We start from the raw sequence: 10,941 nt of genomic DNA on the forward strand, positions 1-10,941 counted from the left end.
CGCAGCACCAGCGCGGCGGCCTCCCCGGTCCCGCCGGGGCCGTGGTCGATGAACGCGGTCATCGGATGGAACCCGAAGGTGCGCTTCCACGTCGGCGCCGCGTCCTGCTTGTCGGAGTGCGCGAGCACGATCGTGGCGTCCAGATCCACCGCGATCAGGTCACCGCCCGTCCCAGGGGCGTGCTCGCCGGCCAGTTCCCAGGCCCGCGCGCGGGCCGCCGCCCGGGCCTTGCGGATCGCCCGCAACGCCTGCGGGCCGGCCTGGGCCAGGCTGGTGACCAGCCGCGACACCGTCGGATCAGAGGGCACCGGCCCGAACAACTCCGGCTCGGCCCGCAGCACCGCGATATCGGACAGGCAGTCCCCGCCCAGCGCCAGCATCACCGCCAGGTCCGCGACGACCTTGCCCGGATCGTGGGTCGCCCGCGGCTTGCGCCACCGCTCCAACCCAACCGAAAGCGCCTGGTCGAGGCCGGTGACCCGGAGCGTCTGGGCCAGCAGCACCCCACCAGCATGACCGACGATCCCCGCGCCGTCACAAGACACCGCGAGCTTGGCAGGGCGACCTGTAGTCTTCACGTGAAAAGTGCCTTCTGGACTGGTGCGGACAGGACTCTCGACAAGCCCTATCCTCCCAGCTCGGGGGCACTTTTCTTGTCTAAACGGTCACTCTCGACCCGCCGCCCGGTGAAAGCCCGAGGCTAACGCGTGCTGGTGCCGTTCTCCGAAGCGAGAGCCCAGGTTGCGCACCAGGTCAGTGGTGCCAGAAATCTGTTTCGTGCTCGTTGCCCGTGATCAGATCAGGCGGGGAGCGAGACGGCTGCGGAATGTTGAGGGAGAATGCGCACATGCGATCAAATCACGAGGCTGGTTGGAAGCGCCTTCGCCGGTGGCATGGTGTCCGCGTCTCGTTCGTTGCGGTCGTCCTGGCTGTGGCCGTTGCTGGCGGATTTTGCGCGGTGGCGCTGTGGAAGTTCAACGGTTTGGGTATGACAGGGGAAGCGGCTGCCCGGCCATCCGCAGCCGGTTCGTTCGTCTGTGGCCGTATAGCGCCGAGGTCTGCGGGGTCGGAGCTTTTCGATCTTTCGTTGAGATTCACATCAGTTCAGCAGAGCGGTGATGGTCGACCAGCGGCAGAAGCGCTAGTGTCGTCGAAAAGTGTGACGAGGGTTAGGCTTTCCACGCTTCGTGTGGTTGTCACCGATCGAGCCGGACGGGTAGTGGCCGGACAGGATGGGGTGCTCATGCCTCTATCCCTGCTGGTCCGCACAGTAGGGCCAGCGCAGCCCGCGCACCTCACGCTTTATCCTCAGGGTGATCCTTGCCCGGGAACAGAATGGAAACGATTGTGGAGCGAGAGAGCCGGCTACCGAGTGTTGGCGATGATCTCGGTGAGACGTGGAGCGAGCTCTCAAAATGATCCACAAAAGGCCAGCCAGGCCCCTCCGTTGCTGTTGCAGAATTCCATCTCCTTGAGTGGGCCGCGCTGAAGGGTTCCTTGCTCCAGCGCGGCCTCTTGGCGGTTGAGGTCAGACAGTCACGGAGAGGTCATAGGCGTGAGGTTGCGGAACGCGGCGGTGACGGCACTCACGTTCGTGAACGACATGCTCGTACATGAACTGGTCTCGCCACAGCCGCCGCCGGCCGACACCATGCCGACCCCTTTCACTGTGTAGGCGCCGTTAAGAGTATAGACTGCCGCGCCACTGTCGCCGTGATAGGCGACGGCAACCGGTGATTTAGGCTCGGAGCGCATGCCGTTCACGGTGTAGGTGATGCCGTGCGCGGTGAGGTTGTACTGCGTCTTGCCTTTTACTTCCCAGTCGCAGGGCACTCCGTCACCGTTCTGGTAGGAGATGAAGCCGTTATGGCACACGAGGGCGCCCGCGACCGTGTCGCCGGCGGCTGTGATCGTCTTCCCCCCGATGCTGCCTTCATCGGGGAGTCCGTTTTCAGCCACGAAGGCACCAGGATTCGAGGGCGGCCCGACAGGGGTGGGGGCGACGATATTGACCATCGACGCGTCCGCAGGTTTGCTGATTGCGGTGACTTGGCCAAGCCCGGGGTAGCTCGGCGTGCCTATCGATTCGAAGAGGTCGTAACAGTGAAACGCGGTGAGGATGTAGTAAGCGTTGATGGTCTTATCCCTGAAGGGGAGTCCACTGGTGCAGGCATAGCCCGCCGGGTTCTCGATGTTGAGGCCAGCACCGGTCAGCCTTGGGAAGTCCACACGTCCGGAAAGCGACGTTATGCGCTCGCCCTTGACGACGGTGACTGCATTATCGAACATCTCGGTGTCTGCGGAGGCAGCGGTGCCCGCAAGGGCCCGCCGAGCCTGCTTGGGGTTGGGCACCTCGACGGTGAGTCCGCTCCCGTCGGGGGCAAGGACGGTTGCATACACCGTGAAGGGCAGTTTACCTGCGCGAGCCCGAGCCATTATCAAGTTGGATTTTGCGGTGAGGTACCGTTCACTGTACTTAGCGGGCTTGACGACAAGGCGGTCCGTCTCGGCTCCCGGGTCCCGTTTACTGAGGGCGGCCAGGAAGCGAGAACCCTTGGCGGTATCGGTGAGGAATATCTCTACCTTGCCAGTGTCGGGTTGCAGTCGTGCCCCCGCGTACTGGCTGGCGAAGTCGTGCTCACCGGCACTGACGGCCGCGCTGGCCAGACGTTGCAGAGGCTTAAGCGCTTCGGCCTGCCGGATCTGGTCGGCCGTCGCCGGAGTAAGGCGCGCGCCAGGATTGGAGGGAGGTGAAGGAGCAGCTGCCGTCGGCGTTTGAGTTCCGATTGACGTGACAGCGAAGGTTGCGGCAGCCATTGCCAAAATGTTGCGAGCGAACACCACATGTTCCTTCCAAGTGGGACGATGATCAACACAAGGATCTTCGCTTTTAGGTCAAGCTAAGTCAACTCTTGACAAACAGCAACGTGTGGGACAGTTACCGAGAGGTCCTGATCACGAGTTAGGAACTGGTGGTGCCGAGCCTGGATTTGCAGGGCGCTGGCGGTACGCCGGGCGGCGGGTGTGAGCGGTGGACCTCCCAGCACCCCAGGCAGATGCTTCAGGAGCAGGAATCGCGAGTATGCCCTCCAGCGCGATAACCGCCCCTCGGCGGAGGAGTGGACGATCTCCCGTCGAGGACCGCGCCAGCTGGCGGCATGTTGAAGATTGCAGACCTCTCGGGGAAGCGGTGTTGAAGCGCTCGCCGACGGCAATAGGTGCACGCCGTGGTCGTCGTTCAAGAAGGCGATTTAACAGAACCCACACCATTTCGGCCCGTCCCGACCCCCCTCCCGAGCATGCCCGCTCCAGAGAGAAGTGGTCGGCGGCCTGTAGAAACATGGGTACGAGGGGTCGTCTGATGTGCACAGCTGAGTGGATGCTGGGCCTATAGCCGATCAGTGCCCCGACCGCCGTGGGCTTCTACTGGTGGGTTGCGTCCACGGAGGTGGTGTATGAGTTTGACCTGGTCAGCGGGCGTGGCGTCGTGACGTGAGACGGCCATCGCGTGATCCTTCGAATCGACCAAGACCGAAGGAGAAGAACGCGATGGCCGTGGACAACAGTGTGGACCCTGCGGGCTGGCTGGCCGAGCAGATCGGGGCGTGTGAGCCCGATGTGTTGCGGTCGATGGTCAAGACGATGGCCGAGGCGCTCATGTCGGCAGAGGCCGATGCGGTGTGCGGGGCCGACTACGGGACCCGCTCGGAGGAGCGGGTCAACCGCCGCAACGGCTACCGGGTGCGGGACTGGGACACCCGCGCCGGCACCGTGGAGCTGGCGATCCCCAAGCTGCGCAGCGGGTCCTACTTCCCCGAGTGGCTGCTGTAGCGGCGGCGCCGGGCCGAGCAGGCCCTCGTTTCGGTGGTGGCCACGTCCTATCTGCTGGGCGTCTCGACGCGGCGGGTGGACAAGCTGGTCGAGCAGATGGGCATCAAGGGCATCTCCAAAAGCCAGGTCTCGGAGATGTCGAAGGTGCTGGACGCTCAGGTCGCGGCGTTCCGCAACCGGCCTTTGGAGGGCGGCCCGTATGCGTTCGTGTGGGTGGACGCCCTGACCCAGAAGGTGCGTGAGGGCGGCCGGATCGTGAACGTGCACGTGCTGGTGGCCACCGGCGTCAACGCCGACGGGCACCGCGAGATCCTCGGGATCGAGGTCACCTCGGCCGAGGACGGAGCCGGGTGGCTGGCGTTCCTGCGCGGCCTGGTCGCCCGCGGCCTGACCGGCGTCCAACTGGTCATCTCCGACGCCCACGCCGGCCTGGTCGAGGCGATCGGGGCGACCCTGCCCGGGGCCGCCTGGCAGCGGTGCCGCACGCACTACCTGCGCAACCTGCTCACCCGCGTCCCCAAGTCGGCGCAGCCGTGGGTGGCGACGCTGGTGCGCACCATCTTCGACCAGCCCGCCGCCGAAGAGGTCCACGCCCAGCACGCCCGCGTGGTCGCCTCGCTGGAGGCCAAGCACCCCGACGCAGCCGAACACCTGGACGCCGCCCGCAACGACCTGCTGGCCTTCACCGGCTTCCCGCGCCAGCTCTGGCGGCAGATCTGGTCCAACAACCCCCAAGAACGCCTCAACAAGGAGATCCGGCGGCGCACCGACGTGGTCGGGATCTTCCCCGACCGGGCCGCGATCGTCCGCCTCGTCGGCGCCGTCCTGATGGAACAGACCGACGAATGGACCGAAGCCCGCCGCTACATGGGCCTGGAGTTCCTGGCCAAAGCCCGCCTTCGAGCAGTCGAGGGCAACACACCCGACCCCGAGACCGACCAGCGAGAACTCACCGCTTAACCTGCAGAAACAGGATCACGCGAAGATCAACTCTTACACCACTCCAGTGGACGTGACCTACTGGTGCCGGCGAACCACCCAATCCGCCTGCCCGAGATGATGTGGTACGACCACATCCCGCCGGAGCGCGGAGAATGCATGCAAGCGCCCATGGACGTGGCTGGTCAGGCCCAATGCGACGTTGGCAAACACACCGCCTGGTAGGGCCCGTCACCTTGGCCGCGTGGTCAATTGCGCGCAGCTGACCCTGAACTCACCTCTAGACCCCGGCGTCACCGACGATGATAAGACTGACGCCCTCATCTCACGAGGCCCGGCCGGCAGGGACGCCGCGCTCCTACGGTGTGGACCGAAACAAACCCGACGACCTGGTTCCTCTCACCGTCAAGAAGATCCGCGGGGCTCAACGCCCTCCTACACCCACCGCGGCCCCCGCTCGCTCACCCTCCTCACGGTCGTACTCGTGACACCGACACCAAGCCCGCCACTCGAAGATGCCACGACAGCGCCAACGCGACCTCACCGATCACTGAGGCGGGACTGTACGGTTTTCGGTGTAACTCCTGATCAAGGAGTGACACCTGATGACGACCGAAGTGAAGATGGAGGCCGTGGTGGCCGAGCCCGACGACAAGCGCGGTCCGGTGGCCGTGGTCGAGCAGGAACTGGTCGGCCGGCTGGTCGCCCAGGCCCGCGAGCAGGGCCTGGAGTTGACCGGCGAGGGTGGTCTGCTGGCCGAGCTGACCAAGCGGGTGCTGGAGTCCGCACTCGAGGGCGAGCTCACCGACCACCTGGGACGTGACCGTCACGAACGGGCCGACGAAGGCGGCGGGAACGTCCGTAACGGGCACCGGTCCAAGACCGTGACCACCGAGGTCGGGCCCATCGAGATCGACGTCCCGCGGGACCGGGACGCCACCTTCGAGCCGAAGATCGTCCGCAAACGGCAGCGGCGCCTGACCGGCGTGGACGAGATGGTGCTGTCCCTGTCGGCCAAGGGCCTCACACACGGGGAGATCTCGGCGCACCTGGCCGAGGTGTACGACGCCTCGGTGTCCAAGCAGACCATCTCGACCATCACCGACAAGGTCCTGGACTCGATGACCGAGTGGCAGAACCGGCCGCTCGACCCCGTCTACCCGGTGATCTTCCTGGACGCCATCCACGTCAAGATCCGCGACGGGCACGTCGCCAACCGCCCCATCTACGTGGCGCTGGCCGTCACCGCCGACGGCACCCGCGACATCCTGGGACTGTGGGCCGGCGACGGCGGCGAGGGCGCCAAATACTGGCTGCAGGTCCTCACCGAACTGCGCAACCGGGGCGTCAGCGACGCCTGCATGGTGGTCTGCGACGGGCTGACCGGCCTGCCCGACGCGGTCGGCAACGTCTGGCCGCAAGCCCTGGTGCAGACGTGCATCGTCCATCTGCTGCGCAACTCGTTCCGGTACGCGGCCCGCCAGGACTGGGACAAAATCGCCAAGGCGCTCAAGCCCGTCTACACCGCCCCGACCGAGTCGGCCGCGACCGAGCGGTGGCTGGAGTTCGCCGAGACCTGGGGCACCAAGTACCCGGCGATCGTCAGGTTGTGGGAGAACGCCTGGGCCGAGTTCGTGCCGTTCCTGCAGTTCGCCCCCGAGATCCGCAAGGTCGTGTGCTCCACCAACGCCATCGAGTCGGTCAACGCCCGCATCCGCCGCGCGGTCAAGGCCCGCGGACACTTCCCCAACGAGCAGGCCGCCCTCAAGTGCGTCTACCTCGCAGTGATGAGCCTCGACCCCACCGGCACCGGCCGCAAACGCTGGATCGCCCGCTGGAAGGCCGCCCTCAACGCCTTCGACATCGCCTTCGAAGGCCGCCTCACCGCCGCCCGCAACTGACCTCAGCAAGATCGAGTTACACCGTTAACTGGACACACCCACTGAGGCGGCTGGAGCACTAGTCAGGCAGTAGGTCAGGCACCACGCAGTCAGGGCCTGTCTCGACATCGCGAGACAGGCCCTGACTTGGGACTTTGTGTCTATGACACCGCTCCCGCGATTGGACTCGAACCAATAACCTGCCGGTTAACAGCCGGCTGCTCTGCCGATTGAGCTACGCGGGATCGTGCGTGCGCCGGGGTGTGTCGGCCCCTGGCGGCGCGTCTAGATTAGCGCATGTCCGGGGCTGTTCGCGCACGCGCGGGGATTGAGGCGGCTAGGGCGGGTATAGGGGGTGTCACGATTCCGCCGTCAGTAGGAGTTGGACATGAAGGCTCGCACGATGTTCATGGCAGGTGCCGCGGTCGGCTACGTCTTCGGGACGAAGGCCGGGCGCGAGCGGTACGAGCAGATCAGGCAGCTCTCCAAGCAGGTGTCGGAGAACCCGAACGTGCAGGAGGCCGCCGGGAAGATCCGGTCGAAGGGCGAGACGTTCGCCGGGGCCGCGCGCGACAAGGCGGGGCACCTGAAGGACCGGGTGCCCGAGCAGGTGACGGGGGGCCGCAAGGAGGAGGAGCAGCCGCCCGTCTACCCCGGCTAGAGACCGGTCTGACGGCGCAGGTCTTCGAGGACCTGTTCGGCCTGGGCCCGCAGGCCCGGGTCGGACGGGTCGAGCCCGGCGTCGAAGACGAACGTCCAGCGCACATCGCCGCCGGCTGCGGGGCGCCGGCCGGCGATGCGCACCTTCCCGCCTCCGGGGAGGGTGGCGTGGTGGGTGACGGCGATGGTGGCGGTGACGCGCTCCCGGACGGTCTCGGGCACCGAGCCGGGGCCCGTGAGCCGGACGTGGTGCTCGGCGCCGCCGGAGGTCTCCTTGACGTGCAGCCAGCCGTCCTTCCAGGTGGCGTGGTCGACGCGCTCCCAGGGGATGCGGGTGAAGCCGCCCGAGGGGGTCGGCACGTGCAGGGCGAAGAGCGTGGCGGTGACGTGGGAGCCGCCGCGGGTCGGGGCCGCCGCGAGGACGCGTTCGCCGCGTTCCAGCGCGAGTTCGGCGCGGACCGCGGCGGGCAGGGGACCCCGGTTCAGGCGCATCCCCCCACGGTAGGCGATCAGGCCGCCTGGGGGGCGCGGCGGGCCCCGAGGAGATCGAGGACGAGGGCCGCCGACCAGGCGTAGTCGTGGCTGCCGCGGCCGGTGCCGTCGAACGGGTCGAAGAACTCGCGGAAGCCGGACTGGCGGACGAGCCGCATGGTGGAGCCGTAGAGCAGGTCGGCGACGACGGGCAGGTCGTGGGTGAGGGCGCCGTACCAGACGAGCCAGTTCGTGCTGATCCAGGTGGGACCGCGCCAGTAGCCGGCGCGGTCGAACGCGGGCGCCTGGATGTCGCAGGTCGGGACGGGGTAGCCGGCGGCGCCGGCGAAGCGCGCCGACAGCAGCAGGTCGACGAGGTTGCGGACGATCGGGGCCGGCAGCTCGGGGTCCAGCAGCGGGCCGAACGAGCCGGCGGTGATGACGGGCAGCAGGCGGTCGTCGCGCAGGTCGCGGGCCCGGAAGCAGCCGGTCTCGGCGTCCCAGAGCCGGTCGAGGACGGCCTCGTGGACGCGCTGGGCGCGTTCGCGGTGCGGGACGGGGTCGGCGCCGATGATCTCGGCGATGGCGGCGAGAGCGTGCGAGGAGGCGAGGTAGACGGCGTTGACGAGGGGGTCCTCGACCGCGAACGGGTGCGCGTCGCGGAGGTAGCCGGGCCGGTAGGCGGCCTCCCGCATGAGCGCGACGAGTCGCACGTAGCGGTCGTAGTCCTCGCCGGTCGGCAGGTTGTGGGGGCGCAGGCCGGGCGCGTAGGAGGACGGGGGGAGCGGGAGGGCGCCGAGCGGGCGGTCCCAGGCGGGGCTGTTGTCCAGGCCCGACTCCCACGGATGGCAGATGGCGATGAGGCCGCTGGAGTCCAGGTCGCGGCAGCGGGCCAGGTAGTGGTGCTGGGCGGTCAGCATCGGATACAGGCGTGCCAGGAACGCCCGGCTGCTCTCCCCGTCTGCGGCGCATTCGTGCAGGCGCAGGGCGCTGAGGGCGTGCAGCGGCGGCTGGGTGAGGGCGGAGGTGTGCACGCCGCGCGGGGCGTCGGGCTGCCGGTCGCTGCGCCAGAGTTCGGGGCCGGGGAAGAAGGCCCGCCGGTCGAGGCGCGTGTTGAACACGATGTGGGGCAGCATCCCGTCCGCCCACTGGCCGCGGAACAGGGAGATCAGCTCGGCCTCGGCGCGGCCGCGGCGGTGGCGGGCCAGGCCCATGCTGATGAAGGCCGAGTCCCAGCTCCACTGGTGCGGGTAGAGGCCGGGCGAGGCGGCGGTGGCGTTGCCCGTCCAGTTCGCGTCGAGGACCCGGGCCGCGGCCTTCCACAGCGCGGTCTCGTCGCCGGTGAGACGGGAGCTCATGTGGTCCAGGTGGCCTCCCCTGCGCGCGAGAAGGGTGCACCTCGATTGTCGCCTCAGATCGCGGCCACGGCGACCCCTGGGGCGGTGACGGTTCTCTACGGGGGCGGCCGGGACGCGGTGAAAAATACACCGTGCGGACGCGGCGACCGACCGCCCGGGTGGCGGCCGTTGAGCGTCGCGCGCCGGGGTCAGCCCGCTCGGACTGCCCTGGCGTGGAACAGGGCGACCGCTCTGGTGCCGATCCGGAACGAGGAGTCCGCGCGGAGACCGTCGTCCAGGCGCAGCCTGCGGCCGCGAACGGCGACAGCGATCACGGCCTCCTCGGGCAGCACCGCGCCCAGGGCCCGCAGCATGCCCGCGACCCCGGACGCTCCGCCGGGACCGCGCCAGTCGGTCTGCTCCCCGTAGGGGACATCGGTGATCACCAGGCCGGGGCGGGCGCCGTCCAGCGCCCGGCGGAGCTGCTCGGGGTCGAACACGTCGGCCGGCCGTACGGCGTGCCCCACGCCGCCCCGCCCGGTCCGCAGCTCGCGTGCGAGCCGCCGGGCCGCCCGGGCCGGTGCGGCGTAGGAGGGTTTGTCCCAGCGTTCGGCCCGCGCGTCCAGATCGGCGGCGCGGGCGGTCAGGCCGGCCTCGTCCAGCAGGCTCAGGTTCTGTGCGGCCAGACGCAGGGCCTCGGTGTCGACGTCGGTGCCCAGGACGGCGGTGATCTGGCGGTGGTGCAGCAGGCCCAGCACGGTCAGGAGGTAGCCACTGCCGCAGCACGGGTCCCAGACCGTCGCCTCGTCCTCCCGGAGCAGAGCCAGGGCGCGCTGGAACATCTCGCTGGCCAGCCGCACCGGGAAGGCGGGAAAGCCGGGAGCCGAATGCAGCACTCCGCCGCTGGCCAGATCCTCGTGGTTCTGCCGGACGACCGCGTAACGGTAGGCCATTGGGGCGCCTAGGGCCGGGGGCCGCGTTGGCGGACGGCCTCGTACAGCGCGACCGTGGCGGCGCTGGCGGCGTTGAGCGAGCTGGCCGCGCCGCCGATCGGGATCCGCGCCATCGTGTCGCAGCCCTGCCGCCAGCCGGCGCTCAGCCCGGCGGTCTCGTTGCCGATCACCAGCAGCGCGGGTCCGGTCAGGTCCACCTCGGCGATGTCGGCGGTGCCGTCCTCGTCGGTGCCCACCACGGTGAGGGGACGTCCGGCCGCCCGTTCCCGCCGCACCCAGTCCAGCACCTCGCCGTGGGAGCGGACGCGGACCACCGGCACCGCCAGCAGCGACCCGGTGGAGGCACGCACCGCCTTGGGATCGTAGGGGTCGGCGGCATGCCCGGTGACGATCAGCCCCGCACCGCCGAACGCGTCCAGCGAACGCACCATCGTGCCGATGTTGCCCGGCCCGGTCGGCCGGTCGAAGACCACGCCCAGGAAGGAGGGGCCCACGGGGATCCGCGCCAGGTCGTCGTCCGGCAGCGCCACCACCGCGACCAGCTCGGGGACCTCCTGCTCCTTGCCGCTCAGCTCCCGCAGCAGCTCGGGCGCCATCGCCACCCGCTCGCCCCCGGCTCGCTCCAGCATCTCGGCCGCCCACCGCGACAGCGGCCGCTCCGCGTCGTAGACCAGCGCCCGGACCGGCCAGCCGCGCTCCACCGCCAGGCTGATCGCACGGACGCCCTGCACCAGGAACTCCCCGGCCCGCTGCCGCTTGTTCCGGTTCCGCAGCAGCGCCTCCCACTGCTGGAACCGCGCGTTGGGCCGCGAGACCCGCAGGACACCTGCCACAAAACGCTCCCGTTCTCGCATTCCGCCGGGTGAGCGC

The 10,941-nt window shown here is 68.8% G+C and carries 8 protein-coding genes, 1 tRNA gene and 1 pseudogene; 3 read left to right on the plus strand and 7 right to left on the minus strand.

The genetic code is table 11. The features are described 5' to 3' along the window. Positions 1 to 578 (minus strand): transposase (locus CHC11_RS16440; RefSeq protein ID WP_179278869.1); only part of this gene is annotated, 578 nt, incomplete at its 3' end. 958 nt (positions 579 to 1,536) lie between these two features. Then, positions 1,537 to 2,841: a hypothetical protein gene (locus CHC11_RS16445; RefSeq protein ID WP_143227084.1), complete on the minus strand. Its 1,305-nt coding sequence runs from the start codon at positions 2,839 to 2,841 to the stop codon at positions 1,537 to 1,539. 708 nt (positions 2,842 to 3,549) lie between these two features. Between CHC11_RS16445 and CHC11_RS16450 the strand changes: the two are divergent. Together CHC11_RS16450 and CHC11_RS16455 are read left to right on the plus strand one after the other, a co-directional pair. Then, a pseudogene (locus CHC11_RS16450) lies at positions 3,550 to 4,791 on the plus strand (IS256 family transposase). Positions 4,792 to 5,393: 602 nt separating this feature from the next. Continuing rightward, positions 5,394 to 6,671 (plus strand): IS256 family transposase, encoded by a 1,278-nt coding sequence (locus CHC11_RS16455; protein ID WP_143227167.1) that lies wholly within the window; start codon positions 5,394 to 5,396, stop codon positions 6,669 to 6,671. Between the two features lie 151 nt (positions 6,672 to 6,822). Here the strand turns inward: CHC11_RS16455 and CHC11_RS16460 are convergent. Then, positions 6,823 to 6,895 (minus strand) — tRNA-Asn (locus tag CHC11_RS16460). Positions 6,896 to 7,038: 143 nt separating this feature from the next. Here CHC11_RS16460 and CHC11_RS16465 point away from each other — a divergent pair. Beyond that, positions 7,039 to 7,311: a YtxH domain-containing protein gene (locus tag CHC11_RS16465; protein WP_143227085.1), complete on the plus strand. Its 273-nt coding sequence runs from the start codon at positions 7,039 to 7,041 to the stop codon at positions 7,309 to 7,311. Here the strand turns inward: CHC11_RS16465 and CHC11_RS16470 are convergent. The 4 genes from CHC11_RS16470 to CHC11_RS16485 form a co-directional block, all read right to left on the minus strand. After that, a complete protein-coding gene (locus CHC11_RS16470) occupies positions 7,308 to 7,802 on the minus strand; it encodes a hypothetical protein (protein WP_089312635.1) in 495 nt (164 codons plus the stop codon). The two genes, CHC11_RS16465 and CHC11_RS16470, sit on opposite strands and share 4 nt — an antisense overlap. Positions 7,803 to 7,819: 17 nt before the next feature. Continuing rightward, positions 7,820 to 9,139 (minus strand): MGH1-like glycoside hydrolase domain-containing protein, encoded by a 1,320-nt coding sequence (locus CHC11_RS16475; RefSeq protein ID WP_089312636.1) that lies wholly within the window; start codon positions 9,137 to 9,139, stop codon positions 7,820 to 7,822. A gap of 188 nt (positions 9,140 to 9,327) precedes the next feature. Further along, positions 9,328 to 10,071 (minus strand): rRNA methyltransferase, encoded by a 744-nt coding sequence (locus tag CHC11_RS16480; RefSeq protein WP_089312637.1) that lies wholly within the window; start codon positions 10,069 to 10,071, stop codon positions 9,328 to 9,330. Positions 10,072 to 10,079: 8 nt separating this feature from the next. Next, positions 10,080 to 10,904, minus strand: coding sequence for a TrmH family RNA methyltransferase (locus CHC11_RS16485; RefSeq protein ID WP_089312638.1), 825 nt, complete (start codon positions 10,902 to 10,904; stop codon positions 10,080 to 10,082). Between the last annotated feature and the right edge of the window lie 37 nt (positions 10,905 to 10,941).

It is taken from the genome of Actinomadura mexicana (assembly GCF_900188105.1).
Taxonomy (GTDB): domain Bacteria; phylum Actinomycetota; class Actinomycetes; order Streptosporangiales; family Streptosporangiaceae; genus Spirillospora; species Spirillospora mexicana.